Source organism: Hymenobacter cellulosilyticus, assembly GCF_022919215.1.
Classification (GTDB): Bacteria; Bacteroidota; Bacteroidia; order Cytophagales; family Hymenobacteraceae; genus Hymenobacter; species Hymenobacter cellulosilyticus.
The window spans coordinates 2171558-2198310 of sequence record NZ_CP095046.1 but is presented as its reverse complement, the minus strand read 5'-3'; the positions used below and the strand labels follow the sequence as shown (position 1 = coordinate 2198310).

The window sequence follows — 26753 nt, the reverse complement described above, 5'->3', positions numbered from 1 at the left end:
GTGCAGTCCTTCGACCGGTCGGTGCTCACGGTGCTGCTCATGCTGGAAGTGGTGGCCTTATTTGTGAGCAGCCTGCTGCTACGCCGCCAGGATTTCCGCTATGCATCCCTAGCCGGCGTGGCCATCTGCCTGGTGCGCCTCGTGTTCTTCGACCTGAGCCAGCGCGGCACCATTACCCGGGCGGTGGTATTTATCCTGATGGGCCTGCTGCTGCTGGGCATGAATGCCTTGTATGCCCGTTTCAAGGACCGTTTCGCTCCTCTTGCTGCTGAGCCCGACGACGATTTCTCAGCCGCAAATACTGAAGCCGACGACGAGTCCGGGACTGCTACAGCTCCTGCGGAGTAGCTCCCGAAGCCATTTAGCGGGACGTGCCGCTACTGCGTAATTCCTGCAGCAAGGCGTGGCCGGCGGGCCATGCGCCTAGGCCGGAAGCGGAGTTTATATGGCCCAAATTGCCCACGTCGACCAGCCGGCTGCCCCAGCTCCGGGCAAACTCGGCGGCCCGGGTCAGCGTCACGTACTCGTCGTTGCCGGAGGCTACCACAATGCTGGGAAATGGCAGCCGCTGCAGGGGCATGGGCGCGAAGCCCACGGCCTCCGCCGGGAAGTCGGGCCGGTCGGTGTCGGCGGGAGCTACCAACAGGGCTCCTTGCACTTTGCCCGTATCGTGCTGCCCGGCCCAGAAGCCAATGGTGCTGCAAGCCAGGCTGTGCGCGGCCAGCACCACCGGACCCGGGGCTGCGGCCACGGCTTGGTTTAGCGTTTCGACCCACTCGGCGCGCTGGGGCGCGTCCCAATCCTGCTGCTCCACGCGCCGGTAGCCGTACAGGTGTTCCCAGATGCTTTGCCAATGCTCGGGGCCGGAGCTACCCAGTCCAGGCACAGTCAATAGGGTAATAGGCATAGGTCAGGAATGCGGTAAGTTACTTTGCTGGTCCGGCCAAGAGCCCGAATTCGCGCTGCAGAATCTGCTCAGTAATGGCGCGGCGGCCTTGTACGAATTGCGCGGTGGCGGGCTTACCGTCGGCGGGCTCAGCGTTCAGGGCAAAGAAATAGGCTTTCCCATTCTGCTCTACCCAGCCCACAAACCAGCCATTGTCGTGGCCCTGCTGCATGGTCCAGCCGGTTTTGCCGCGCAGTACCCAGCCCGGACCACGGCTCAGGATTAGCATATTTTTAGTCAGGTCTTGGGTGCGGCGGGCTACCGGGAGCTTTCCGCGCTGCAGGCGCTGCAAAAAGTCGATTTGCTCGAACTGCGTGATGCGCGAGGGGCCCGTAAGCCAGAAGGTGTCTACGGAGGCGGGCGTCACACGCATGCTGCCAAACCGCAGCCGGGGCAGCCACTGCTGATACCGCTCGGCGCCCACGCGCCGGGCCAGCTGCTGGTAGCACGGCACGCAGGATACCCGTAGGGCCTGAGCAAAGCTCATATCCCGGTTCCACTGCGGAAAGCTGCGCGTCACTCCGTCCCAGCGGAACACCTCGGCCGTGTCGCGCACGACCCCGGTTTCCAGCCCGATCAGCGTGTTGGGAATCTTAAACGTGGAAGCCGGCAGAAAGCCCTGCCGGCAGCGGGCCACGTCGTAGGCCATGAATTGCCGGGTGGCCGCGTCCAGCACCAGGAAGGAGCCCCGCAGCCCATAGGCCGCGAAATACGCCCCAAAGTCCCGCTCCTTCACGGCCGGGCTACGAGTGGTCGAGCCCATGAGCAACGCCAGCACCAGCAGGCCAGCAAAACGTAAAAACAGGAGGTGTCGCACGCTTAAAAGTCAACCGAAAGCCCACCGCGCGGCGGGTGATAAGTAATAAACCAGACTCAATACTAACTTATTCCGGCGTACTGCGCTCCTACTCGCCCGATATGGCTTCCAGGCGGAACGAGGTGAGGTAGTAGTATTGCTACCCCGCTACGGATGACGGCTTAGAATATTCGGTATAAGTACCAGTGAAGCTTACTGGCAACGAATCCTGGCGAAAAGCCTCGGGCAGGGCACCGCATACAAAGCCCATCACCTGCGTGTTGGGGAACCCAGCAGGCTGGTGTGGATGGTGTACCGCTTCTCCTGCGCGTCGAAGCGGACTAGGCCGCGGCCTTCCTCATTTTCCCGGACGATAACCCAACCGCAGGTATCAGGAGCCGCGACATTCTTCCGCTCGTCAGAGCAGGCGGTGGCCAGCAGGGCCGCCAGGGTCAGAATAGGTACGGGAATTTTCATCAATGCTTCTCTTTGAGGCTGAACAGGTCAATACAGGAGCTGGCCGCAAGCTACAACGTTGCATGCCGCCAACCCAGCACCGGGCCCGGTATAGCAGCAAGCAGATATAGCTGCAACCTTTTCCAGACGACTGGCCTCCTCTCTAGACAAAAAGCCAGCCCGCCTGGCTTCAGCCAACTCACTTCTTAACCGCTTATGCTATGAACCTTACCCATTCCTCTTCCTGGCTGGGCCTGCTGACCGGCAGCCTGCTGCTATTCACGGCCTGCCAAAAAGAAGATGCTGCCCCCGCTGCCGACGACAGCAACGAGCCCGTGCTGCGGGCTCTGACCGACACCGAAGCCAAGACGGTGAACAGCTCCAATGACTTTGCCTTCCGCTCGTTTGCCGCCCTGCACGAGCAAGCCAACGGGGCCAACGTCTTTATGTCGCCGCTAAGCATTTCGTCGGCCCTGACCATGGTGTACAACGGTGCCGACGGCACCACCAAGGAAGCCATGCGCCAGACGCTGGGCTTCCAGCCCCAGACCGACCAGCAAATCAACCAGGCTTACCAGTCGCTCACGACGCTGCTGCGCGGCATGGACAAGCGCGTGACCTTCGGCTCGGCCAACTCCATCTGGTATAATCAGCAGTATCAGTTGCAGCTGCCGTTTGTGCAAACCAACGCCCAGTATTTCGATGCCACCGTGCGGGGCATGGACTTTGGGGCCGCCTCGACGGCGGAAACGATAAACGCCTGGGTGCGCGAAAAAACCCAGGGCAAAATTGACGGCATTGTGGAGGGTACCAGCGCCGACCAGGTTATGATTCTGGTCAACGCCATCTACTTCAAGGGTGCCTGGGCCCATGCTTTCGACAAGGCCCTGACCCGGCCGGCCGCCTTCACCCGCGCCGACGGCACCACCGCCACGGTTGACTTCATGACTCAGTCTAACGGGCAGTATGGTTACTACCAGGACGCCGACCGCCGGGTAATCGACATTCCCTACGGCAACGGGCAATACAGCCTGACGGTAGTCGTGCCGCAGGGCAACGCGACGGTCAAGGATGTAGTGCGCAGCCTGAACGGCGCGCAGCTTACTACCTGGCTGGCGGCGGCCAAGCCTAGTAGCTGGACCCTGCGCCTGCCCCGCTTTAAGATGCAGTACAAGAAAGAGCTAGGCGCCATGCTGGCTCAGCTCGGCATGGGGGAGGCATTTTCCAGCCAGGCCAACTTTAGCCGGATGCTGAGCAACTCATCGGCCCGGCTGGCCATCAGTGAAGTGCAGCACAAAACGTACCTGGACGTAAACGAGGAAGGAACCGAAGCCGCCGCCGTCACTTCGGTGGGCGTCATCAATACCTCGGTGCCGCCCGTCGTAAGCGTAGACCGCGCCTGCGTTTTCCTGATTCGGGAAAAATCGACCAACGCCATCCTCTTTATGGGGCAGCTGATGAACCCCTAAGGCAGCTTTCGGGCGGGGCTGCTGTAAATAAGCGTACCTTGGGCGCGCAACATCCCATTTGCACGTCGCGGCCGGGCCCAACCTGGCGGCCCAATGCGGGGTATATGCTGCTTGTTACCCATTTTTCCGCTTAACGTTTTTCATCATGGCGACTACCAATCAAACCGCTGAAACCAACCAGACGGGCGAAGCCCGCATCGAAACTGCCCAGGAGGCCCTCTACCGTCGCGTAAAGCAGGCCCAGGAGCGTCGTCGTCAGAAGCGCAAGCGCATTCACGCTTAGGCTTTCTTACTCCGCTGAAAAGCCCTGATTGCCCTTGCGGCAGTCAGGGCTTTTTGTTTCACTTCAAGTTGTACTTTTAGTGTGTAGCTACATAAATCATCAAATCTTCACTTCACATTTATATTGCAATTATTGTATAAATACTGATAAATAAATCTTTAGCATTTCTAAAGTAGCCAAGAGCCAGAGTCAGCAAGATTATGGCCATTTTTTTGCGAAAAATTTAATTTACTTAGGTAAAACCGATCGAAAACCGTAACCGTATGGCTACTTTGTTACCATAGTCCTATTCATGAAAATTCTGATTCTCGTCCCTTTCCAGGTTGAGCGCAGGAGTAGGATTACTGGTACAGTGCCATTCTTTCTTTTCCACTCTTTTCCTTCCACCATCTTCCGTTTATGAGAAAACAGTTATTCACCCTCGCCTTTGCCTGCCTGGCAAGCCGAGCCCTGTTTGCCCAGGCCGTCGTCGACCCCGAGCTCAGGAACGTATTGCGCACCACGCCCCTGGCCCAGGTGGTCGTGACCTTTCAGGGCGACGGTGCCCCAAGCCCCTGCAGCTTAATTTGCTGCGGGAGCTGGGTATTAGCAAGGGCCTCACCTTTCAGGCCCTGCCCATTGCCGGCGTGTTGGCTACGGCAGCTCAGGTAGAGGCTTTGGCCCAGAACCCCCAGGTTAAATCCATTTACTACAACAAGCGCCTGACTTACTACAACTTCGACGACACCAACCTGACCGGGGTGAAGCGCCTGCGCGCCGATAAGGACCTGACCGCCCGCAATAACGGCCTGCCGGTGTCGGGCAAGGGCATTGGTGTTCTCATCAACGACAGCGGCGTAGATGGCACCCACGACGACATCAAGCTGGGCACCCACCTGGTGCAGAACACGCTGGGCAGCACCAACCTGAACGCCTACGACGCCATGCTACCGGTAACCTACCTGGAAGGCGTGCCCAACACCGATACCAACTCGGGCCACGGCACCCACTGCGCCGGCACCGTGGGCGGCAACGGCACCCGTTCGGGCGGTAAGTACGAAGGCGTGGCGCCGGGCGCTTCGCTGCTGGGCTACGGCTCGGGCGGAGCCCTGCTCGTGCTCGACGCCATCGGCGGCTTCGATTACGCCCTGACCCACCAGTACCAGTACAACATCCGGGTTATCAGCAACTCATTCGGCACCAGCGGCGACTTCGACCCGGCGGCGCCCATCAACCTGGTAACCAAAAAGTGCTACGACCGGGGCATGGTAGTGGTATTTGCTGCCGGCAACGACGGCCCCGGCGCGGATACCCATAACCCCTACGCCATTGCGCCCTGGACTATTTCGGTGGGCGCCGGGGACCGGTTTGGCCGCCTGGCCGACTTTTCCTCGCGCGGCGTAAAAGGCGAAGGCGGTACGTTTGTGGCCGACGGGGAAACCTGGAAATACGCCAACCAGCCCGTCGTTGTGGCTCCCGGCGTCGACGTGGTTTCGACCCGGGCGGTGGCTCCGGTTTCGACCCTGGGTGCCCAGATGGACGCCGAGCTGCTAGCCCCGGCCCACGTGCCGTTCTATACCCACATGAGCGGCACTTCCATGGCCACGCCTCACGTGGCTGGCGTAGTAGCCCTGATTCTGGAAGCCAAGCCTTCGTTGTCGCCGGCCCAGGTGCGGGAGTTGCTGGAGAAAACCGCCACCAACATGCCCGGCCGCGAAACCTGGGAAGTAGGAGCCGGCTACGTGAATGCCTACGCTGCCGTGGATAAAGCCTTCCGCGACACCAACTTCGGCGCTACCGTCAACGCGACACGCACCTTTAACAGCAGCGTCAACTTCCTGACCAACACCCAGGACTTCAGCCTCGACTACAGCCCGCTGCCAACCTCTGCCAACGAGCTTACTTTCTCGGTGGCGCCGGGCACCAACAGCCTGGAAGCCAAGGTAAGCGCCGCGGGCCTGCTGGGTCAGACCGGTAACCCCGTCAATCTGATTCTGCTCGACCCCAATGGCGTAGAGTACCGCTCGGGTGTTCCGGTGCTTTTTGCTCAGACCTATGACCGCAGCGTAGCCGTGGCTGCGCCCGCGCCCGGCACCTGGACGCTGAAAGCCGAAGGCCTGCAGGGCCTGGCCCTGCCCGAAACCCTGACCGGTAAGATTTCCCAGGTGGTGGCCAATGGCACAAGCGGCCTGGGCGACATCGTGGGCCATCCGGCCGAAGCGGCTATTAAGATGGCCGTGGCCGCCCGCCTCATCGACGGTGTAAGCGGCGGTTTCCGCCCCAACGACTTGCTGCGCCGCATTCAGCTGGCCGATTACTTGATGATGGGCCAGGCCGGCCGCCAGTATCTGCCCACCACTGGCGCTGCCACGTTTACCGACGTGACCGGCAGCCAGGTGCTGTTGGCCGAGGCCGTAACGGCCAAGGGCGCTGCCCTGCGCGACCGGTTCCAGCAATATAACGGCATGATGCGCCCCACCGCGCCGGGCCAGTTCTCGGCCAATGGTACCGTGGACCGCACCACGCTGGCCTACGCTCTGGTGCAGGCTTTGGGCCTGCAAGAAGTGGCGCTGGCCCGCACCGGCAAGCCCGTGACAGTGAAAGCCGACGGCAAGGACATTGCCGTGGATGACGCGGCCAAGATTCCGGCCGGAATGGAAGGCTACGTGAGCGTGGCCCTGGAGCTGAACCTGATTAACGCCTACTACTCCCTGAGCCAGGGCCCGTTTGACCTGCAGCCCAAGCTGCACGCTACCTTCAAGCCCACCCAGAACGTGACCCGCGCCGATTTCGCCGTGATTGTGACCCGCACCTTCCCGCAGTGGGAGGCTCTCACCCAGCCCGTGGCCGGCGCTGCGCAAACCACCTCGACCAGCGGCACGGTAGCTACCCTGGCCACGCAGGAGGCTTTGAGTGCTTACCCCAACCCCTTCTCGGGCAGCACCACGCTGAGCTACACCCTGCCCCAGGCTGGCTTTGTGTCAGTTGAAATCTACAACCTGATGGGCAAGAAAGTGAAGTCGGTAGTGGCCGAGCAGATGAACGCCGGCTACCACGAGGTGAAAGTGGACGGCAGCAGCTTGTCGCGCGGCACCTACCTGTTCACGGTGAAAGCTGGCGGCCAAACGTCTTCCCAGCGCTTGGTAGTGCAGTAAAACCCAAACCCATAGTCGTAAATTTTCAGTAGCTAAACAGCCCGCTTCCCTTGGAGGCGGGCTGTTTTGTGTTATCGGCCGTAGAGCAGCTCAGTTTTTACCAACAGTTTTACCGCATGCCCACCCGGCTTTTTCTCCTGTTGCTTCTTTTCACTACCAGATGCGACTCTACCACTCCGGTGCAGCTGCGGGTTACCAACGACAGTCAGCTCCGGCAGGTCGGCATCCGGGTGGAGTGCGACGGGCAGCTGGTGCTGGATACGCTGGTGAGCAAGTACCGCAGTAGCGCCGACCAGCTCCGCCGTGAACTGCGCCTGCGCCCCGGGCCGCACCGCATCGTGGCCCAGGCCCGCGGGCAGCGCACCCGCCTCGACACGCTTATTTCCACGGCCGAAACCAACGTGCTGGGCCTCACCTTCCGCTTCGACTCGCTGGCACCCCGCTCCCAGAAAACGTATTTTGCCGACGGAGCCGAGGGCGAAATCACCTTTCCCGCGTTTTACCAGCCTCGCTCCTTCCGCCTCTTCCAGTTTCAGGCCCGCGACCTGCAACGTCCCTGAGCAGGACGCCCGCCCGCTGCGTTACTTTGCCCCATGATAAAAGCTTCTTCCCTGCTGCTGTTAAGTGCTTTGTGCCTGGGCAGCTGCCAACAAGCGGATACGGACACGCCCGGCGGCACGCTGCTGGCCCCACCCGCAATGCCGGATTCTGTAGAAAACGTAGCTCTGGCTTCCCCACCGCCCCACCCGGTTACGTCCGCTGCCGAGGCCCTCACTGCGGTAAGCAACTACCAGATGGAAATGCCGGAGGGCGGAGAATACGAGTTTGATTCGGCCAAGGTCGAGGAAGCCGACGCGCACTGGCAGGTGGCGCTGCCCAGTATTCCCGGGGAGGGGCGCGTAAAGAACCAGGCGGTGTTTCAGGTCAGTAAGGCCTCCGGCGACGTGCGCGTCCGGTTTGTCCGCTAGCTGCCAAGCGCCTTCGCAAGGGCAGACCGCAATTTGTGTTCTTACTTTGCGCCATGAAAAAAGCCCTTCCTTTCCTGCTGCTCGGGGCGGCCGGCCTGCTCGGCAGCTGCCAGCAAAAGCCCGCCGCCGACTCGGCCACGCCGCCCGCTTCCGAAGCCATTGCCCCGCCGGCTCCGGCCACCGGCACGGCCGTATCGACCGAGGCTGAAGCCCGCGCCGCCATTGGCCGCCACGTGCAAAGCCTGCCCAACGCCAAGCTCTTCGTAGTCGACTCGGCGACGGCCGTGGAGGTCGACGACCATTGGCAGGTGATGGTGCCCCGCACCGACTGGGCCAAGCGCATGCCCAACAAAGCCGCCTTTGAGGTCAACAAGTCGACCGGCGCGGTAAAGACGCTGATGGTGAAGTAACCTTGGCCTACTAGCATACAAAAAGGCCCGAACCAGCGCTGGTTCGGGCCTTTTTAGTGTCCATCAGGAGCTGACTACTTCTTCAGCTGGTCGCGGTGCTCCTGTTCGGTATCGGGCTGGTTGCGGCGGTCGGCGTGGTCGTCGGTGCCGTTGATGAAGTCCTCGTCGCCTTTGGCCAGGCTGTGCAGGTGGCGGATTCCGTCGCCCATGGTTACGCCGGCTTCGGTGTCAATGGTGGGCGAGGTGGTGGCGGGGTCAATCGGGTTGGCCGCCGTAGCGCCGATAGCGCCGGTGGTGTCGTCCTGTTTTTTATCGGTTTTCTTGGAGGTATCAGCCATGATTTCTAGGAGTAAGCTGCCGAAAGCAGCGGTGGGGAACCGGGAATGACAGGCGGGGCAGGCCGCGCCAGTCCCTCTGCTATACGCGGGGAAATACCAACGGTTTTTGGGCCGCCACCCAACACCGCTCCGCCACGGCTGCTTAGCCGGCCGCGGGGCGCCGAGGTAGAACTGCCAACAACCTGTTATTTCTCAGGTCGTAGGCTACAAGACAACCTCCATTCCGACCAACCATACTTCCCCACTATTCTTTATGAGCAACTTACCCAACCCGGCGCCGGCCTGCGACCCGTCGCGCCGCCAATTCATTGCCCAAACCGGGCGCGGGCTGCTGGCTGTGGGCGTGGCCGGCACACTCGGAAACCTGCCTGCCGCGGCTGCCCCAATTACTGACCAGGCCGCCGACCTAGTGCTGCAGTCGGGCCCGACCGACGTGAAGCTGCCCGAAATCAATGCTAAAACCGAGCCCAAGGGTACCAGCATTCCCAACCCCCAGCCCGTAGATCAGCGGGTGGGCTACGCCGTGGTGGGCCTGGGCCACCTTACTCTGGAAGAGCTGCTGCCGGCCCTGTCGCAGTGTAAGAAGTCGAAGCTGGTAGCCCTGGTCAGCGGCGACGCCGACAAGATGAGCAAGGTGGCCCGGCAGTACGGCATTTCGCCCCAGAACTGCTACAGCTACCAGACCTACGACAACCTCAAGGACAACCCTGCCGTCGACGTGATTTACATCGTGCTGCCCAACTCCATGCACGCCGAGTACACCATTCGTGGGGCCAGGGCCGGCAAGCACATTCTCTGCGAAAAGCCCATGGCCAACACCGCCAAGGAGTGCGAGCAGATGATTGAGGCCTGCCAGAAAGCCGGCAAAAAGCTCATGATTGCCTACCGCATTCAGTACGAGCCCATGAACCGCAAGGTGCAGGAGATGGTGCGCAGCAACGCCTTCGGCAAAACCAAGATCATTGAGGCCACCAACACCCAGAACCAGGGCCCTCCGGACCAGTGGCGGCACAAGAAAGCTCTGGCCGGTGGCGGCGCCCTGCCCGATATTGGCCTGTACTGCCTCAACACGGTGCGCTTCCTGCTCGGCGAGGAGCCTGCTGAGGTAGCAGCCCATATGTACAGTACTCCCAATGACCCGCGCTTCAAGGAAATCGAAGAGAACATGCTCTTTACCCTGCGCTTTCCCAGCGGGGTGCTGGCCAACTGCGTCACGGGCTACGGCAGCTACACCTCCAAGCGCTACCGGGTGCAGGCCGAAACCGGCTGGATTCAGATGGACCCGGCCTTCAGCTACCACGGTTTGAAGCTGGAGCAGGCCCACGCCCCCGACGGCAACGAGCAGAAGGCCCAGATCAACCTGGGTGAGAAAAACCAGTTTGCCCTGGAAATGGACCACTTCTCCGACTGCGTCAAGAACAACAAGACGCCCTACACGCCCGGCGAAGAAGGCCTGCAGGACCAGCGCATCATGGAGGCCCTGTACCAGTCGGCCCGCAACGGCGGCAAGCCGGTAAAGCTGAAGAATGAAACCGCCAAGCTCGACGCCTTCCGCGGCACCCCGCCCACCGAAGGACAGAGCTAAGCCCGCAGCAGACTTCCAATAAAAAAAGCCCCGGTCAGCAATGACCGGGGCTTTTTGGTGGCGCTATTTCTGACGGGACCGACTGCCCAGGCAGGCCAATTGCCGGGCTACGTAGTACTAGCTCCTATTCTTGACATCAGGTATCAACTTTTTAAATAAAAGAGGTAAAAATTAGACATATCATATATAGCAAGCTTTTACCTTTGTAGCGAATGCGCGGGGTGGGCCCGGCCGCATTCTTCGCTCTATCAAGCTGCTATGCTCAGACAACGACACATCTATTCCCTTGCTGTAGCCAGTGCCCTCACGCTGGCCTTTACCCAACAAGCCCAGGCCCAAGCGGGCAAAAACGGACCGTTAACCGTCAGCAGCGCCGGCGTGGTGGTCAACACCTATTCGGCCCTGACGGCTGACGCTCCCGCCGGATCTACTACCCTGACCGTGGCCAGCACGGCCGGCCTGAGCAATGGCGACCTGGTGCTGGTTATCCAGATGCAGGGCGCGACCATCAACACGACCAATACCAGCAGCTACGGCGCTATTACGGCCTACAACAACGCCGGCAACTACGAGCTGGTCGTGGTGCAGGGCGTTAGCAGCAGCAGCACCTTTGGCCTGAGCAAGGCCCTGAGCCGCAGCTATACCGCCGCCGGCAAAGCCCAGATTGTGCGCCTGCCGCGCCATACCTCGGTCACCATCAACAGCGGGGCCTCCATCACGGGCGCGGCCTGGAATGGCAGCACCGGCGGGGTTGTAGCCCTGGAAGCCACGGAAAACACGACCATCAGCGGTAGCATTGTGGCTACGGGCCTGGGCTTCCGCGGCGGAGCCTCGACCAATACCAGCGCCAGCAACAACACCAACTACGTAGGCACCGGCAACACCGGGGGTGAGAAAGGGGAAAGCATTGCCGGCTACGGCGCGTCTTACCCCGGCGGCAGCCGGGGCCGGGGAGCCCCGGCCAATGGCGGCGGGGGCGGCAACTCCGTGAATGCCGGCGGCGGTGGCGGGGCCAATGCCAATTCGGGCACTGCCTGGACCGGCCGAGGCAACCCGAGCACGTCCACCAGCGCGTGGAGCTCGGCCTGGGCTCTGGAAAGTCCCAGCATGGCCGGGACCTCCTCCTCCGGGGGTGGGCGCGGCGGCTACGGCGTATCTGACTTCAACCTGGACGCCCTCACGGTAGGACCCGACCAAGCCAGCTGGGGCCAGTATAGCCGGCCAAACACCGGCGGCTTAGGCGGCCGCCCCCTCGACTACGGCACCGACCGTCTGTACCTAGGTGGCGGAGGTGGCACCGGCGACGGCAACACCAGCGTGGCCGGCGTGGGGGGCCGCGGCGGCGGACTTATCTACCTGATTGGGCCCAGCTTCAACGGGGGCGGCAGCGTCGTATCGAACGGGACGGCCGGGGGAACCTCCCAGGCCAACAACCCCTTCGCCGATGGCGCGGGCGGTGGAGGCGCCGGGGTACAATCATCCTCAATGCCAGCACCTCCCTCGGGCCCTTAGCACGCAGGCCAACGGCGGGGCGGGCGGCAACACGGAGAATACGGTCGATAAGGGCTACGGGCCCGGGGGCGGAGGCGGAGCCGGATATGTTGGCTTCCCAACCGTCACGTTCAGTGGCTTATCCATTGCTCTGCTTGGCGGGGCTAACGGAATTTCTACTTCGCCAGGCCTTACCGAGTTTCCGCCTAATGGCGCTACCAGAGGGGCAATGCCAGCTTTGCCTTCCGCCCGCTTACAGCTACTCCCCTGCCCGTTACCTGGAAAAGCTTCACGGCCTCCTGGGATGGGACCCGTGCCCGCCTAGCCTGGGCCACAGCTTCCGAGGTGCGTACCCAGCACTTCATCACCGAGCGCAGCACCGATGGCCGCACGTTTACCGCTTTCGGCCAGCTAATTGCCGCGGCCGGCTCCAGCCAGACCGAGCGGCGCTACACTGCCTTCGACCCCGCTCCACCCGCCCGGCAGGTGTACTACCGCATCCGCCAGGTGGATACCGATGGAGCAACGAGCTTTACCCCCATCCTACTGGTGCAAACTCAGCCTCCCAGTACCCTGACCCTGCCCGTGGGCGCTTACCCCACGCCCGTGCTGCGGGGCCAGCGCCTACACACGGCGCTGCCGGCCGGCACGGCCTTGCAGATTCACGACCTGCTGGGCCGTAGTGTGCCCGTTTCGACAGTACCCGCTGCCAATGGCACCCTGGATGTGGATACGCACAGCTTATCAGCCGGGGTATACCTGCTGGCCGTGCCAGGCGGCCCGGCCCAGCGCCTGGTGGTGCAGGAGTAAGAGCCTGGGCAACCCTTCCGAAAAGCCCTCGGGTAGCAACGCAACACAGCTGCGCTACCCGAGGGCTTTTTCATTCAATGGCACGCGGCGGCCAGAGGAAGCGCCAGAGTATGTGCTACCTAACTGAACGAAGCAGGCCGGAGCTCTACCTTTGGGCAAGACGCCAGCCAATGCAGGGCGGCCAGCCTCCTGCGTCCGGGGTATTTGTTTTTTGAGCAGCGCCGCTGAGACAGTCTGCCGCCTTCGTATCCTTTATTGTATATGGCCAATCCGCTAAGAACTCACCTCGAAAAAGTAGTAGCGTTTACCGATGCTGAATTTGAGTTTGTCCATTCACACTTTACTCGCCGCCGGTATAAGAAGCACCAGTTCCTGGTTCAGGAAGGCGAGTTGGTACCCTACGCCTACTTCATCGTTTCGGGGCTGGTGAAGCTGGGGTATACCGACGCGGCGGGCAAGCAGCATATCATTTCCTTCGCCATGGAAGACTGGTGGGAAAGCGACTTTCAGGCCTTCTACACCCAAACCCGGGCTACGCTGACGCTGGATTGTCTGGAAGACACGGAGGTGCTGTGCCTGTCCTTCGCGAACTACCAAAAACTGCGCACCGACCTGCACAAGATGGAGCACTTCTTTCTGGAGAAATCAAACGGTGGCCATATTGCTGCCCAGCGGCGCATCCTGTCCTTGCTTACCACCAATGCCAGGGAGCGGTACGAGCAGGTAGTGCAGCAATTCCCATCCCTCCTGCAACGGGTACCGAAAACTCTACTGGCAGCCTACCTGGGCGTGTCGCGCGAAACCCTGAGCCGGCTCTCTTCTTAGTGTGACCTACCTCACACGGAAATTGTGCCATACGTCACGCGTATTTCCTGGCCTGTCCGAGAGCTTTGCACCACGCATTTCAACCTCTCACCAAGCAACGAAACATGGAAAAACGCATCATCAACCCCTGGCAGTGGCAGAACGCGCGCGGCTACGCGCAGGCCGTGGAAGTAACCCAGGTAGCTGGCACGCTCTATTGCGCCGGCCAGGCCGCGGTGCATCCCGATGGCAGCTCCAGCACCGACGACATGAGAAGCCAACTACTGCTGGCCATCGAGAACCTGGAGCAGGTAATCAGCCAGGCCGGCTACGACTGCCAGGGCATCGTGCGGCTGAATGTCTACACCACTTCCTCGGCCGAGCTTTTCGCTTGCTTCGACGTTTTTCAGGCCTGGATAAACAAGCACGGCATTCAGCAAGCCAGCACACTGTTTGAAGTCCCGAGCCTGTTTGAAACCCTGAAAGTAGAGCTGGAGGCTACGGTCGTCCGGTAGCTACTACTCTCTTTCGCGCAGCACTCCATTGACTTCCGCGGTTACCTGGCGGCCTGCTTCAGGCCCCAGTCGGCCGGCAAGTATGGCTGCAGACGAAGGGTGTGGTCCGCGGGCGTCACAGGAGGCGGAACTCGATGGGCAACGTGTAGGTCACGGCCACGGGTTGCCCGGCCACTACGGCCGGCTTCCAGGCCGGCATACTCCGCAGCAGCCGCAGCACTTCCTCATCCGTACCGGCGCCGATACCCTTGACAATAGCACCATCGACTAGCTGCCCGTGCGCATCGACTACGAATCGGGCCCAGACATTGCCTTCTACCTGATTGCGCAGGGCTAGGGCCGGATACCGGATATGCGTACTCAGCCATTGCTGCAGCGCAACGGGGCCGCCGGGAAACTGGGCGGGCCGCTCGAAGGCAAACCACGTCGTGTCGCGGCCAGCGCGGGTGTAGCAGTGGCCACCGATGCGCTGCCCGGCCCGGTAGGTGTCCGCGCGCAGCAGTCGGCCCGATGGATGCCAGGCCCGAAGAGTACCGTGCCGCTGCCCCCGCTGGTACGAGAGCTGCCACCGCAACCGCCCACTCGGGTACCAGGCTTGCGCCACGCCGTGTAGGTGGCCCTGGCTGTAGGGGTAGCTGGCCACGCGCCGCCCGGTGCCGGCATCCCACTCGGTGCTGAGACCCTGGCGCCGGCCAACCTGGAGCTGACTATAGCGCTGCTGGTGCAGGCGCCGCCCATCGGGCCGGTAGGTGGTAATGCTGCCCCCAACGCCCTGTTTACGCACGACGGTGTAGTAGGCGGCCGAGTCGGGGGCGGTAGTGGGGCGGCTCGCACTGGTATAGTACGTGCGGGCCGACGACTGCCCGGCGGCCCGGGTGGGAGCCAACAGAGTACCCAGGAGCAGCGTGCTGCAAAAAAGAAGATGGCGCATGTGGAATCGGGAAGGAAGTGACATCAAACAAGCAGTTGATGCCACTTCCTCCCCGATTCCACACTGCGTTCTATGTCTGATTCTAGCACTTATTTCGCTATTGCCGAGCCCTGCCACCAAGACTGGGCCCAGATGATGCCCACCGAGCGGGGCCGGTTCTGCCAGGCTTGCCGCAAGGAAGTGCTGGACTTAAGCGCCACCGACCCGGCCACGATTCTGAGCATCCTGCGCCATGCGCCCGACGGCAGCGTGTGCGGCCGGCTGCCGGCCCAAGTACTAGCGCACAGTCGGCAGCAAGCCGAGGCCGCCGCCCGCCGCTTTCACTGGCCGGAGCTGAGCGGGGTCCGGCAGTGGCTGGCCGCAATAAGCCTGCCGCTGCTGGCGTCCTCGCCCCTGCCCGCCCGACCCGTAACAGCGCGGCCGGCCGTCGTGGCCCCTGGCCCGACCCTAACCCTACCATCCTGCGTCTCCGCATCTACGACCCGGGCACGGGCCAAGGTCTGGGCTTTGCGGCCATACAGCTCTGGTCGTCGGCAGGCACCTTGCTGCACGCCGCCCAAGCCGAAGCCGACGGTACCTTGCAGCTGCCCCTGCCGGCCGCCGACACGCTACGCCTGCTCGTGCAGGTGCCCGGTTACCATAATGCCGAAGAACTTATTCGTCCCGGAACTGCTGCCGGCACCTTGGCTATTCCCCTGCGGCCCGGCCCATCGAATTGCCCGTAGTTACCAAAGCAATGGAAGCCCCGTAGAGCACCGTACCCTAATAGTCGGGGGCATCAGTTCCTATACGGTCGTGCAAGCCACTCCGCTACAACGGGCAACCAATGCCCCGAAGCGGCTCTTTCAATGGCTGCGCCGTAAGCCCAAGTCAGAGCAGTAAGCACGCTTGGGCAGCGCGCTCTAGCAGTTAAGGTTGCGTAAGGTCAACGCAGCACTTAGTCACAACAAAGCCCTCGGGCCTCGTCCCCACGACGAGCTCCCGAAGGGCTTTGCGTTTATAGCTTATCTCTATTTATGGTTATAGCTGGGCCCGGCGAGCCTCCACCTCGGTTGTGAGCGTCACGTTTTCGGTCAGTTGCTGGGTCAGGCAGTTCAGCTCGTAGCGGCGCTTGAACTGGGCCAGCACGCCGCTGTTGCCGGTGGCCTGCTGCTGGCTGAGCACGTAGATGCGGTACTCTAGGCGCTTGTGTTCCCGCTGGTTCTTCTTTTTCGTGGGCCCGTCGGCCATGCCCGCCAGCAGGGTAGTCAGGGCATTGTACTCGGCGGTGGCTCCGGTGAGTTCGGCACTCTTCTCCGTCGCCCGGCCGTTGCCGACCAGCTGCAAATGCTGCAGCTGTGTCTGGCGGAATTGCAGCTCGGCGCGCTCTTCGGCGGCCTCAGCCAGCACCAGGTCGCAGTCGGCCACGGTGGTCAATAATTCAGTGGGGTAAGCCATTATAGTAGTAAGTAGATAAGGTGGATAAGATGCTGCGGCGTGGGGCTCCGCCAGCGAGGATAAAACGCTGCATATCAACGCGAATATATACCTGTCAGCTTATTTATTTTTACCTACCATTGCGGGTGGAGATGTCCATTCGCGAAGCTGTTCAGGTAGTCAATAGAACAGTCATGCTGAGCCCTGCGAAGCATCTCTACCGCTTCGTTGCAGGCTAATGTTTTCCTAAATTGGGCTACCATGAAACTCAAGAAGCTCAAATCAATTGGTCACAACGCTGCGCACTCGTATTTCAGCACGTTAAGCCACATAGGCCCACAATACACGTGTACTGTGTTGCATCAGTTGGCGCTGCGTAATGGCTTGTTGCAGTTGGAACTCGACGTGTTAAACGTAGAGATGCTCCCGCTCCGAAATGAGGATGTAGAGGTTTCGCTTTTGGATTTTCGGCAGCAATTCTTTGGCCTTCTTCGACAGGAGAATATTCCTGCTGAAGCTGTTACGTCATATAAGCTTGTTGTGGAACGCCTGGGCGAAAGGGCCGATGTTGTAGACTTGCGTTGTCGACCAGAACTGGTAGACATCCACGGCAAGACTCATATCTGTACTGAAGTATGGCAGAAGTATTCCGAGTCGATTGAGGTAGTGTAAGTGCAACGGAAGCGGTAGAGATGCTTCGCGGGGCTCAGCATGACCAGTACGGCTTCTCTGTTGCTTGATCACACGCTCTATACAATAACCTGTGGTTCAACGACACAGTGCGAATCCGTGCCTCTACACCCTAGGGCCCCACTCCTTCAGATACCCGGCCAGCACCGCCGCCTCGGTCCGCAGCCCGGCTAGCCGCGCCTCCAGCAGCCGGTGCTGCACGGGACTGCCCTCGCCTTCCAAAGCGCCTTCGGCCTCGGCCGTCGTGGCTGCTACCCACAGACGGTGGCGCTCGGCATCATCCGGGGCAGCGTAGCCAGCAGCTTCGGAGCAGCCCGTAGCCAGTTGAGGGCGCGCTGGGCCCGGGCCTGCCCCCTCTCCAGCCGCCGGGTGAGCTGCTGGATTTCATACTGCACGGCCGCGGCCCGGGCCTGCAGCGGGAGCAGTTCAGTTGCCGCCAGTGGCGCAGGCGGTGCGGGCGGACCGGGCAGCGGCAGGGCCTGGGTTAGCCAGGCTAAAATTATTCCGGCCGCAGGCGGCAATACCCGTTGCCCGGCTTCTATCTTCGTGACCAGGTGGCGCGACACGCCCAGGGCCCCGGCCAGTTGTTCCTGGGTAAGGCCCAGACCGGCGCGGATAAGAGCCAGGTAGTGCGGGGTGGTGGCTACGCGCATCGGACGGGCCATAAAACTGCTTGTCTCCTTATAGTTCGTTTTTCAAAATAAGGAGACAATTAGCTTGTCTCCTTATTTGCTCTTTACGGGAATTAGGAGACAAAGATTATAAACAAGGCATCATACGGCACGTTTCGGCCTTTTTAGGGAGCTACTGTCATCACTGCACGAGGATTGTAGCAGAGTCGATTAACCCGAGCCCATCATGCAGAGCGTGCGCGAAGCATCTTGCGTGCAATGGTAACTAGTGGCAACCCAACATCAGCACGCGAGATGCTTCGCGCACGCTCTGCATGATGTTCTTTTGGCGCACTGCCTTTCTACTTTGGCGCTCTGTTTCCTCATTTTGTCCTCTCCTCCTAGCATTGCTAGCTTCAGACCGCAGTTCCAGCATAGCTGACGCAGAATATTTGCGCCAACCTCGTAACATTGCAAGTGCTACCTTCTAATAATGCCATGCCTGAACCGGACAACCTCGGCCGTAAGATTCTGAGCTTCTTTATCACGGATGCCGAGCCGGCCCACCCCGGGGCGGCTCCGGGCTCCGCGATGCCTGCCGGCGCAGGCGCTCCGCCGCCCCACCCCAGCCGACCGGGCAGCACGACAGCAAGTTTGCCGAGCACCTGGCCGGCGTGTTGGCCAAGAACAACCCGGCCGGGCCCGACTACTTTGAGTTTCGCGAGACGCTGCGCAGCCTCACTAGCCTGGGGTTGAGCGAGGAAAAGCAGTTTCAAGCTGCTTGGGCCAGCTTCAAGGCCATGGGCGGGTCGGCCAACGTGACGGCGCTGACGTCCACCGGGCAGCACTACCTCACGGCCCTGAGCGCCGACCGCGACGCCTTTGCCAAGAGCGTCGAGGATGCCATCAACGAGCGGGTGGGCGGACTGCAAAAGGAACAGCAGCAGCTGCAGGCCGACAACGAAGCCCTGGCCCGGCAGCTGGCCGAGATTCAGCAGAAGCAGGCCGATAACAACGCCCGCCTGACCGCCATCGGCGGGAAATAACTGAGCAGAGCGGCCGCCTCAACCAGAACCGGCAGAACTACGAGGTGACCTACGCCCACTTCACTCAGCAGATCCAAAACGACCTGACCAAAATCGCGCAGTACTTGCGGTAGAGGTGAAGTTGTGAAATGGTGAAGTTGTGAATTTGATATTCGCACCGCGCAGTGCTGCGCCAGCAGGACGACAACCCACCATTTCGCCATTTCAGAACTTACAACCTCAGAACTTACAACTTCACCATTTCACAACTTCACAACATGGCAAATCCTGACTTTACGCAGCTTGGCGGCTCCACGGAGGCCGAGCGACGCTCCTTCTGGTCGCGCCCCGAGGGCGTGCTGGGCCTGGTGGTACTGGCCGGGCTGGTCGGCACGGGCCTGTTTTACTTTAATGAGGTGGTCAAGTTTCTCATTGAGGTAGCGCAGAATACGTTGCACCTGGCTTTTTTGCTGGGCGCGCTCGGCGTGCTCATCTTTCTGGTGACCAGCCGCGACATCCGCACCGGGCTGTTCTTTCTCTTCAAGACCCTGATGCGCAAGATTACCGGGCTCATCATTCAGCTCGACCCCATTGCCATTCTCAAAATCTACATCGAGGATCTCAAGCAGAAGCGCCAGAAGATGCAGGCCCAGATTGATACCCTGGCCGGGCAGCTGGTGAAGCTCAATAAGAAGATCAACGAGAACAACGAGGAAATCAAGCAGAAATTCGCCGAGGCTAACAAGGCCACCAGCATGGCCGCCAAGCCCGGCATGAAGGAAGCCGCCCAGCTGGCCACCATCGAGGGCGCGGGTCTGCAGCAGATGAACGAGAAGCTGCTGCCGTTGCAGCGCAACATCAAGATGGTGCTGGCCTTCATGGAAAAGGTAAACCAGAGCGCCGACTACATCATCAAGGAAACCGAAATCAAGGTGCGCCTGAAGGAAGTCGAGTACAAGATTGTAAAGGAAAGCTCGAACGCGCTGCGCACGGCCGTGAGCATCTTCAAGGGCGACCCGGATAAGAAGTTTTACTTCGACGAGTCGATGGAATACATCCAGGACGACATGAGCCAGAAGCTGGGCGAAATGAAGCGGGCCATGGATATGTCGATGGACTTTATCAACTCCGTGGACGTGCAGAACGGCATCCTCTCCGATAAGGGCGAGGCCATGCTGCAGGCCTACAACCAGGGCGAGTTCAAGCTCGTGACCCTCGACACCAAGCCCGAAATACCGGCCCCCAGCAGCTCGGAGCCTTACCCCGCCAAAGACGCCGGCTACCGCGACCTACTGAACTAAGCGCGGTCAGCACCCCTGAACGTCATGCAGAGGCATAGCCGAAGCATCTCGCGTGCTGACGTTGTTTTATCTGTCATCCTGAACGCAGTGAAGGACCTTCCTCACCTACCCCACTGTAGCTTTTACCAACGTGACAACGCCCTTGACCACGCAGTTGCCAAACAGCTTCTCACGCTGAAGAAAGCTTTTCACTGAGGGGAGGAAGGTCCTTCGCTCCACTTCGTTTTGCTCAGGATGACAGACAGCAAAAAGTGTCGTCTTGAATACTTCTACACCCCAACTCCTTAAATTCCTTTCTTCATGCAGCGTATTACTCTTGCCGGCCGGCTTATCATCACCCTCGTGGTCGTGGCCGCCGTCTACTTTGGCTTCCGCTACTTCGTGGGCAACAAGGCCGCCGCTCCCGCCACCGCGACTACCGCGCCGGTTTCGCCGGGTGCGGCCCCGGGCACCGAAGCCAGCGGCGACTACTCCACCACTGAGTCCGGCAGTTCGGCTTCTACTCAGACTTCCTCGTCGGCTACGGCAGCGGCGCCGGCGTTTACCTACGAGGCTCCGGCTCCGGTTAACGGCAAGCTCAAGGGCGTGGTAGAGCTGGGGGCCAGCGGCTTCAACTCCTTTATCGTGCGCATCGACAAAGACCGGAACTGGAAGCTGGAAAAAGCCGAGTTCGGCAACAGCCTGGTGATGGAAAACATGTCGTCGGACGACGACGTGCGCAAGGGCCTCAAGTCCTACATTGGCCAGATGCTGGACTACGGCGTGAGCGGCCGCGACATTCACTTCGTGGTCAGCTCCGGCGCTATTAAGGCCTCGGGCACGGCCAAGATTATCAAGGCCCTGAAGGATTTGAACTACGTGGTCAACACCGTAACGCCGGAGAAAGAAGGCGTGCTGGGCTTACGCTCGGTGCTGCCGGCTTCGTTTGCCGACAAGTCGTTCGTGACGGACATCGGCTCGGGCAACACCAAGATTACGTGGATGAGCGGCGGCGCGCCTAAGTCGGTGGAAACCTACGGGGCCAAATACTTCCAGGACAATGTAGCCGACGCTACCGTAGCCACCGACGTGAAAGCCAAAGCCGAGCAGGTGCCCCAGAACCTGCGCCAGACCTGCTTTATCATCGGCGGCGTGCCGTTTGAAATGGCTAAAAAGGTGCGCAACGGCAAGGAGCGCTACACCGTGCTGCAAGCCGCCGACGCCTACCAGCTCGACAACGCCAAGTCGAAAGCCGGCCTGAACATCTACAAGTCCATTGCCGAAGCTACCGGCTGCAAGCAGTTCGTCTTCGACTGGGATGCCAACTTCACCATCGGCTATTTGCTGACCTTGCCGCAGTAAACGCGGGTAATTGGTTTAATGAAAAAGGCGGGGCGCAGGCTCCGCCTTTTTTTGTGCGCTGACGCTATTCAGTTGCCAGGATGTGTTGATTGTTAATCAGAACGTCATGCTGAGCTTGTCGAAGCATCTCTACCGCTTCGTTGCCAGAGTAATCAATACCACTGCGGTAGAGATGCTTCGACAAGCTCAGCATGACCGCCTTTAAAGTCTGTTTGGCTGGTCGTCCACCCGACGGTTCAATCTGACTCTACTCCTGCTTGGGAAAGAGGCTAGCAAAGTACTGGTACAAGGCATTGAACCGCGCTGCTTGCCGTCTATTGCCCGAGTAATGTAATGGCCCAAGCCCTACCTGCACATCTTGGTCTCGCCGGAACCGGACCCAGGCGCTTACATCGTCGGTTCGAAGTGTATGATTTTTGGTTCAGCATACACTGTGTCAATATTGGATAGCTGTACCGACTCAATTGCTGCTTTAGTCAGCGCAAACAGGCTATCCGCTTGCGGGGCCGTAACGGCTGCCTCTATTGTGTCAGAAAGCAACTTTTCTCTCTGCCTTACATTCAGAACAACAAAAAAGGCTTCCCACAAACTGTGGGAAGCCTTTTTGTGAGTGTCGGTACGAACCGCGTTAGTTGTTTTCCGTCATCAGCTTATTGCCCAGCAGCTCACTCTGCGGAATAGGCCAGATGTAGAGCGGACTGGTGTTGGGCACCTCACTGATGGTGCCTTTGCCCGGAATCGTAGCATTGAAGCGCATGATATCAATGTTGCGCAGGCCCTCGGCCAGAAACTCGATGCGGCGCTCCAGCAGAATGGCGTTGACAAACTCATCGGCAGAGCTAAAGCCCGTGTACACGCCCGCCGGGTTGGAACGACCCCGCACGGCGTTGAGCAGGGCCAGGGCCTGGGCATCGCCGGGACCAGCAGTGCGCACGCGCGCTTCAGCCAGGCTCAGCAGCACCTCCGCGTAGCGGATTACCGGGGCGCGGTCGGTGAAGGGCGTGGGCGTGGGGTACTTGGTCACGTAGAAGTCGTTGCCGGCTTTCGTGACGAGGCTCGTGCGGCGCGCATCGTTGGCAGCCCAGGCAGTGGTATTAGCATAGATGCTGCCGGGGGCCGTGTTCAGGCTAAACTCACCGTTGCCCCCCAGGGTGCCGGGCGAGAAGTAGTAGCCCAACTGATTCTGGGTGCCGGGCGCGTTCTGGGCCGTGAAGGGAAACGCCAGAATGCTTTCCCCCGACTCGGTGGTACCAGGCGTAAACACAGAAGCAACGTTTGGCAGCAGGGCGTGGGCCACCCCGGTAGTCGATTTGAACGGGGCCGTAGCCGACACAATCTTATCGGCCTCCTTTACGACGTTAGCGTAATCGCCCATCGACAGGTACACGCGGGTTTTGAGGGCAATAGCCGTGTTGCGGTGGGCCCGGGAGTTGTTCAGGCCAGCCGGCGTCTGCGTCAGGGGCAGCAGCTTCTCAGCGTCGTCTAGGTCGAGCAGAATCTGCTTGTATACATCGGCTACGCTGCTGCGGGCCAAATCATTGCCGGTGTCGTCTTTCTCTGCCCGCAGGCGTAGGGGCAGGCCAGGCTTGCTGCCTTTGCCATCGGCGTAGGGCCGGGCGTAGAGCTGCAGCAGCGAGTAGTAGCTCAGGGCGCGCAGCAGCTTGGCTTCGCCCTGGTAGTACACGGCCGTGGTGGTGGCGTAATCGGCTTTGAACACGGGCGCCACAAACTTGGCTTTGTTGGCTTCGAGGCCCGCCAGAAACACGTTGATCTGGTTGATGGCCGCGTAGCCGGCGTTCCAGAGGGTCACCACGTCGTTGGCCGAGGTGGGGGTCAGCGTGTGGTTCCACACGCTCAGGCCGGTTACCCCGTTCGTATTGCGGTTGATGAAGTCGTCGGCCCGAATGTCGCCGTACACCTGGTAGCGGCCGCCCAGAAAGGTGCCGGCTTTCACAAAGGAATACATGGCATTGGCTTGCAGGTCGACGCGGGTCGGCGTGTCAAACACAACGGCATCGGAAAACTGAGTTCTCGGAATCGGGTCCAGCAGCTCTTCCTGGCAGGAGAATGTGCCCAACGCCAGAAAGGTGGAGCACACTGCAATGGTAAGTTTCTTCTTTACTAGGGTATTCATAAAACGCTGCCGTTAGAAGCCAATGTTGAAACCAACCGTGAACGTGCGGGCCTGGCCCACCGAGTTGCGGTCGACGCCGGCACCGCTGTTGGAGCTTTGCCCCGTGCCGCTGTTGGTAGAGATTTCGGGGTCGATGCCCTTGTAGCGGGTTAGCAAAGCCGCGTTTTGTACCTGCACATACACGCGGGCACTGGAAATGCTGGCCCGGGTCAGCAGGCTTGAGTTCAGGGAGTACCCCAACGACACGTTGCGCAAACGGGCAAAGTCACCTTTTTCCACGTTCGACGACATTACCAGGGCCGAGCCGTTGGATACGTTGTCGCCGTACACCACGCGGGGCCATTCGGCATTAGTATTGGTTTCCGTCCAGCGGTCTTTGATATCCACGTCGTTGTTCCAGAAGCGCTGGTCGTGCAGGCCGGATTTGGTACCGTTGTAGATGTAGTTACCGCCCGAGAACTGCACAAATATCCCCAGGTCGAAGCCTCTGTAGCGGAAGTTGTTGTCGAAGCCGCCGTACCAGGTAGGCAGCGTGGGGCCGAAGAATATGCCGTCTACCTGCTGGGTGGGGGCAGTCGTGTTCTTCCCGTCCAGCGTAGTCCAGCCCGTGCCGGTTGTGCCCTGGTGGTTGTACTGCACGATGGTGCCATCCTTTTTGCGGATCATGCGCTGGCCGTTGGCCGGGTTTACGCCCAACGATTCCACCACCTTGATTTCGCCAATGGAGCGGCCCGCTTCCGTGAAGTTCACCGTTTCGAGGCCGGAAGTGGCGGTGGCAATGCTCTGCCCTTCGAAAGCCAGGCTGAGCACCCGGTTTTTCAACGTGGTCAGGTTACCGCTCACCGTCCAGCTAAAGTTGGTTTTCTGAATGGCATTCACGCGCAGGTTTACTTCAATACCCGTGTTCTGCATCGAGCCAACGTTCGACAGAATGCGGTTGGCGTTGTCGTAGGTACCGACGGCGTCGGGGCCGGGAATGCCTTTGGACGGGGCCTGGGGCACTTCCAGAATCAGACCATCCACCAGGTTTTTGTAGTACGAAACGTCGCCCTCAATGCGGTTATCGAGTAATCCGAATGCCAGAGCAACGTCCGTTTTCTGGCTTTTCTCCCAGGTCAGGGCCGGGTTACCGGCCTTGGTGTAGTAAATGGTAGCCGCGCTGCCATACAGGCCCGAGGCATAGAGCTGCTGAGAAGCAAAGTCGTCGATGCCCTGGTTGTTGCCCACGTTGCCCATGCTACCCGTCAGCTTAAAGAAGCTGATTGGAGCCAGAAAGGACGTGTTTTTCCAGAAGCCTTCTTCCGAGAGAATGTAGCCCAGCGACGCCCCGTAGAAGTTGCCCCACTTATTGTTCTTTGCCCAGGCCGAGTAGCCGTCACGGCGCACGTTCACGGTTACCAGGTACTTTTTGGCAAAGTCGTAGTTCAGACGGCCGAAGTACGAGAGCAGGTAGTTTTCGCCCTGATAGTTGCCGGCTACGGCTACGTTGGTGAAGTTGCCTTGGAAAGTATCGAAGAAGATATCGGCGACGCCCGTGCGGCTGGCCCCCCACCGGTCGATGGTGGTGCGCTGCTGCTCATTGCCTACGAGCAGCGAGAAGTTGTGCTTCTCGCCGAAGCTGCGGTCATACTGAGCCGTATTCTGCCAGTTCCAGCGCTTGTTGGTCCGGAAGTAGTTGAGGGCCTGGCCCCCGGCCCCGGCAACGGCCGAGTAGCCGTCACCCGAAATCGAGGTGTAAAAGGCTTTGTCCTCGAAGGAAATGTTGTTGATGCCAAACGAGGTGCGCAGGTTAAGTCCTTTCAGCACTTCCCAGTTGGCATACACGCTGCCCTGCACCTCATTGCCATCCGACTGGAAGTAGTTGTTCTCCAACTCTACCAGCGGGTTGTAGTAGCCGGGGTACAGCGGTGAGCCGTTGGGGTTGGCCACCGTGTAGCTGCCCGGGTTGATGTTGGCACCCGAGCCAACGCCGTTGCCGGAAGGGTTGATGTTGTAGGTACCATCCGGGTTGCGCGGGGCAATGTTGGGGGCAGCACCAGGGGCAGGCGGCCCAGGCCACCCGTGCCGAAAGCACCGTCGGCTACCGAACCGGAGTTGGGCGCCTGGTTGCGGGTGTTGGAGTAGCCGATGCGGGTACCAATGGTGAAGCTCTTGTAAACTTTGTGGTCGAGGTTGACGCGGGCGGAGGCGCGTTTAAACTCGTTTTTATCCAGCATCCCCTTCTGGTTGGAATAACCCACCGAGGCGTAGAAGTTGGTCTTCTCGGTGCCGCCCGAGAAGTTGACGGTATTAGCGGTTGAGAAGCCCGTACGGTAGATGTAGTCGTACCAGCGGGTATCCACGGGGTTGCCGTCGGCGTCGAAGCTGGGCTTAAAGCCTTCGATGTTGGTAGCAACCGCGCCCAGGGCCCGGCGGTTGGCATTCAGGTTTCGAACGGCTTCGTTCTTGATTTCCATGTAATCAGCCGCGTTGAGCAGCTCATAGAGCCGTACCGGCTTCGACCAGCCGGCCCAGGAGTCGAGCGAAACCCGGCTCTGCCCTTTGCGGCCTTTTTTGGTGGTCACCAGAATAACGCCGCCGGCAGCCCGGGAGCCGTAGATAGCACCGGCCGAGGCGTCTTTCAGCACTTCCATGCTTTCGATATCGGCCGGGTTAAGGTTACTCAGCGGGTTGTTGGGCACGCTGCCCACGGCCGAGCTGTTGCCGGAGAAGGCCGGAATGCCGTCGATTACAATCAGCGGAGCCGAGCTCAGCGTGACCGAGTTGACGCCCCGGATTCGGATAACGGGCGGGTTGTTGAGTACCCCGTTGGGCGTGGTGATATTTACGCCCGACGCCCGACCCTGCAAGGCCTGGTCGAAGCTCTGCACCGGGGCCGCAGCTATTTCCTTGCCGCTGATGGAAGCCACGGAGCCCGTCAGGTCGCGGCGGGACTGCGTGCCATATCCCACAACAACTACTTCGCTAAGCTGCTTGGTGTCTTCGGCCAAGCGCACATTTATCCGGGCCTCACTCCCAACGGCCTGTTCCCGAGGCAAGAAGCCTACCGAGCTAACCACCAGGGTGGCACCGCTTTCCGGTACACTCATTGTGAACGTACCATCCGAGTTGGTGGAGACGCCCGTGGTAGTACCCTTTACAATAACAGTAGCCCCGGGCAGGCCATTGCCCGACTGATCAACTACCTGGCCTGAAATACTCCTATTCTGTGCCGCTACTTGTTGTAGCATCGTCACAGCAAATAGGGGTGTCATGAGTAAAGCTTTTCTCATGTAAAATGGGGTTAAGGGAGAAGGATA

General features: G+C 60.3%; 26 protein-coding genes. 16 read left to right on the top strand and 10 right to left on the bottom strand.

Annotated elements, in window-relative coordinates:
- Positions 1-361: 361 nt before the first annotated feature.
- The 3 genes from MUN79_RS10700 to MUN79_RS10690 form a co-directional block, all read right to left on the bottom strand.
- Positions 362-907 carry an RBBP9/YdeN family alpha/beta hydrolase gene (locus tag MUN79_RS10700; RefSeq protein WP_244677643.1) on the bottom strand — a complete coding sequence of 182 codons (546 nt, stop codon included), beginning with the start codon at positions 905-907 and terminating at the stop codon, positions 362-364.
- A gap of 19 nt (positions 908-926) precedes the next feature.
- The gene (gene blaOXA / locus MUN79_RS10695; RefSeq protein WP_244677642.1) at positions 927-1763 is read right to left on the bottom strand and encodes a class D beta-lactamase; all 837 of its coding nucleotides are present in this window, start codon (positions 1761-1763) and stop codon (positions 927-929) included.
- A gap of 249 nt (positions 1764-2012) precedes the next feature.
- On the bottom strand, positions 2013-2219 hold the full coding sequence (locus MUN79_RS10690) for a hypothetical protein (protein ID WP_244677641.1): 207 nt from the start codon (positions 2217-2219) through the stop codon (positions 2013-2015).
- 200 nt (positions 2220-2419) lie between these two features.
- Here MUN79_RS10690 and MUN79_RS10685 point away from each other — a divergent pair, with 200 nt between their 5' ends.
- From MUN79_RS10685 to MUN79_RS10660, 6 genes are all read left to right on the top strand, one after another.
- Positions 2420-3667 carry a serpin family protein gene (locus MUN79_RS10685; RefSeq protein WP_244677640.1) on the top strand — a complete coding sequence of 416 codons (1248 nt, stop codon included), beginning with the start codon at positions 2420-2422 and terminating at the stop codon, positions 3665-3667.
- 145 nt (positions 3668-3812) lie between these two features.
- Positions 3813-3950: a hypothetical protein gene (locus MUN79_RS10680; RefSeq protein WP_244677639.1), complete on the top strand. Its 138-nt coding sequence runs from the start codon at positions 3813-3815 to the stop codon at positions 3948-3950.
- A 566-nt stretch (positions 3951-4516) separates the two neighbouring features.
- The gene (locus MUN79_RS10675; protein ID WP_244677638.1) at positions 4517-7084 is read left to right on the top strand and encodes a S8/S53 family peptidase; all 2568 of its coding nucleotides are present in this window, start codon (positions 4517-4519) and stop codon (positions 7082-7084) included.
- Positions 7085-7200: 116 nt separating this feature from the next.
- Positions 7201-7644, top strand: a complete 444-nt coding sequence (locus MUN79_RS10670; RefSeq protein WP_244677637.1) for a hypothetical protein — start codon at positions 7201-7203, stop codon at positions 7642-7644.
- 33 nt (positions 7645-7677) lie between these two features.
- Complete coding sequence (locus MUN79_RS10665) at positions 7678-8052, top strand: hypothetical protein (RefSeq protein WP_244677636.1); 375 nt, start codon at positions 7678-7680, stop codon at positions 8050-8052.
- 53 nt (positions 8053-8105) lie between these two features.
- A complete protein-coding gene (locus MUN79_RS10660) occupies positions 8106-8462 on the top strand; it encodes a hypothetical protein (protein ID WP_244677635.1) in 357 nt (118 codons plus the stop codon).
- 74 nt (positions 8463-8536) lie between these two features.
- Here MUN79_RS10660 and MUN79_RS10655 read toward each other — a convergent pair whose 3' ends face one another.
- A complete protein-coding gene (locus MUN79_RS10655; RefSeq protein ID WP_244677634.1) occupies positions 8537-8800 on the bottom strand; it encodes a hypothetical protein in 264 nt (87 codons plus the stop codon).
- Positions 8801-9053: 253 nt separating this feature from the next.
- Here MUN79_RS10655 and MUN79_RS10650 point away from each other — a divergent pair, with 253 nt between their 5' ends.
- The 5 genes from MUN79_RS10650 (at position 9054) to MUN79_RS10630 (ending at position 14005) form a co-directional block, all read left to right on the top strand.
- A complete protein-coding gene (locus tag MUN79_RS10650; RefSeq protein WP_244677633.1) occupies positions 9054-10385 on the top strand; it encodes a Gfo/Idh/MocA family protein in 1332 nt (443 codons plus the stop codon).
- Between the two features lie 258 nt (positions 10386-10643).
- Positions 10644-11897, top strand: coding sequence for a hypothetical protein (locus MUN79_RS10645; RefSeq protein ID WP_244677632.1), 1254 nt, complete (start codon positions 10644-10646; stop codon positions 11895-11897).
- Between the two features lie 324 nt (positions 11898-12221).
- Positions 12222-12686, top strand: a complete 465-nt coding sequence (locus MUN79_RS10640) for a T9SS type A sorting domain-containing protein (protein WP_244677631.1) — start codon at positions 12222-12224, stop codon at positions 12684-12686.
- 261 nt (positions 12687-12947) lie between these two features.
- A complete protein-coding gene (locus MUN79_RS10635) occupies positions 12948-13511 on the top strand; it encodes a Crp/Fnr family transcriptional regulator (RefSeq protein ID WP_244677630.1) in 564 nt (187 codons plus the stop codon).
- Positions 13512-13615: 104 nt separating this feature from the next.
- Positions 13616-14005 carry a RidA family protein gene (locus MUN79_RS10630; RefSeq protein WP_244677629.1) on the top strand — a complete coding sequence of 130 codons (390 nt, stop codon included), beginning with the start codon at positions 13616-13618 and terminating at the stop codon, positions 14003-14005.
- Positions 14006-14120: 115 nt separating this feature from the next.
- On the opposite strand, the gene MUN79_RS10625 is transcribed toward MUN79_RS10630, so the two are convergent.
- On the bottom strand, positions 14121-14936 hold the full coding sequence (locus MUN79_RS10625; RefSeq protein ID WP_244677628.1) for an energy transducer TonB: 816 nt from the start codon (positions 14934-14936) through the stop codon (positions 14121-14123).
- 350 nt (positions 14937-15286) lie between these two features.
- On the opposite strand from MUN79_RS10625, the gene MUN79_RS10620 reads away from it, so the two are divergent.
- Positions 15287-15661, top strand: coding sequence for a peptidase associated/transthyretin-like domain-containing protein (locus MUN79_RS10620; RefSeq protein WP_244677627.1), 375 nt, complete (start codon positions 15287-15289; stop codon positions 15659-15661).
- A gap of 295 nt (positions 15662-15956) precedes the next feature.
- Here the strand turns inward: MUN79_RS10620 and MUN79_RS10615 are convergent, their stop codons facing one another.
- Complete coding sequence (locus tag MUN79_RS10615; RefSeq protein ID WP_244677626.1) at positions 15957-16373, bottom strand: hypothetical protein; 417 nt, start codon at positions 16371-16373, stop codon at positions 15957-15959.
- Between the two features lie 240 nt (positions 16374-16613).
- On the opposite strand from MUN79_RS10615, the gene MUN79_RS10610 reads away from it, so the two are divergent.
- Entirely contained in the window at positions 16614-17024 is a 411-nt protein-coding gene (locus MUN79_RS10610) for a polysaccharide deacetylase family protein (protein ID WP_244677625.1), read from the top strand.
- Positions 17025-17293: 269 nt separating this feature from the next.
- Here the strand turns inward: MUN79_RS10610 and MUN79_RS10605 are convergent, their stop codons facing one another.
- Positions 17294-17707 (bottom strand): helix-turn-helix transcriptional regulator, encoded by a 414-nt coding sequence (locus MUN79_RS10605; RefSeq protein ID WP_244677624.1) that lies wholly within the window; start codon positions 17705-17707, stop codon positions 17294-17296.
- Positions 17708-18327: 620 nt separating this feature from the next.
- On the opposite strand from MUN79_RS10605, the gene MUN79_RS30880 reads away from it, so the two are divergent.
- From MUN79_RS30880 to MUN79_RS10590, 3 genes are all read left to right on the top strand, one after another.
- Complete coding sequence (locus tag MUN79_RS30880) at positions 18328-18699, top strand: hypothetical protein (RefSeq protein WP_311136709.1); 372 nt, start codon at positions 18328-18330, stop codon at positions 18697-18699.
- 257 nt (positions 18700-18956) lie between these two features.
- Positions 18957-19979, top strand: a complete 1023-nt coding sequence (locus MUN79_RS10595; RefSeq protein WP_244677623.1) for an Atg14 domain-containing protein — start codon at positions 18957-18959, stop codon at positions 19977-19979.
- A 300-nt stretch (positions 19980-20279) separates the two neighbouring features.
- Positions 20280-21320, top strand: a complete 1041-nt coding sequence (locus tag MUN79_RS10590; protein WP_244677622.1) for a hypothetical protein — start codon at positions 20280-20282, stop codon at positions 21318-21320.
- A gap of 628 nt (positions 21321-21948) precedes the next feature.
- On the opposite strand, the gene MUN79_RS10585 is transcribed toward MUN79_RS10590, so the two are convergent.
- The 3 genes from MUN79_RS10585 to MUN79_RS10575 are packed head-to-tail and all read right to left on the bottom strand — an operon-like array spanning position 21949 to position 26708.
- Entirely contained in the window at positions 21949-23454 is a 1506-nt protein-coding gene (locus MUN79_RS10585; protein WP_244677621.1) for a RagB/SusD family nutrient uptake outer membrane protein, read from the bottom strand.
- Positions 23455-23466: 12 nt separating this feature from the next.
- Complete coding sequence (locus MUN79_RS10580; protein WP_244677620.1) at positions 23467-25383, bottom strand: SusC/RagA family TonB-linked outer membrane protein; 1917 nt, start codon at positions 25381-25383, stop codon at positions 23467-23469.
- On the bottom strand, positions 25329-26708 hold the full coding sequence (locus MUN79_RS10575; protein WP_244677619.1) for a SusC/RagA family TonB-linked outer membrane protein: 1380 nt from the start codon (positions 26706-26708) through the stop codon (positions 25329-25331). Before MUN79_RS10575 ends, MUN79_RS10580 begins: the two co-directional genes overlap by 55 nt.
- Between the last annotated feature and the right edge of the window lie 45 nt (positions 26709-26753).